The sequence below is a fragment of the Bacillus sp. SIMBA_074 genome (assembly GCF_046534555.1).
In the GTDB taxonomy this organism is placed as follows: Bacteria; Bacillota; Bacilli; order Bacillales; family Bacillaceae_G; genus Bacillus_A; species Bacillus_A mycoides.
This window is the reverse complement of record NZ_JAWRYM010000419.1, coordinates 1-277: the sequence shown is the minus strand read 5'-3', so window position 1 is coordinate 277 and position 277 is coordinate 1. Positions and strand designations below refer to the sequence as shown.

Sequence of the window (277 nt, the reverse complement as noted above, 5' to 3'; positions counted from 1 at the left end):
TGGAATATCACCGCGCCAACCAGTCCCACCACCAGCGCGATGCCGCTGAACTGCAGCCACAGCACCCACCAGTCCGGTTGCGACAGGCGCGGGAAATTGCGCAGCAGCAGCCAGGCCGCGGCGCAGACCGCCGCGGTGGCCAGCAGCAGCGTGCTCACCGTCGCCCAGACGATCGCCAGCGGGCGCAGCCTGGCCAGCGGCGTCCGCGCGATCCGCAACACGCACAGGGTGATCACGCTGATCCACTGGATCAGCAGCGAGCTCAGGCCGAAATACA

General features: G+C 68.2%; 1 protein-coding gene. It reads right to left on the bottom strand.

The genetic code is table 11. From position 1 onward, the window contains the following. A partial coding sequence (locus tag SB773_RS31395; protein ID WP_410594210.1) for a hypothetical protein occupies nucleotides 1–277 on the bottom strand: 277 nt, incomplete at both ends.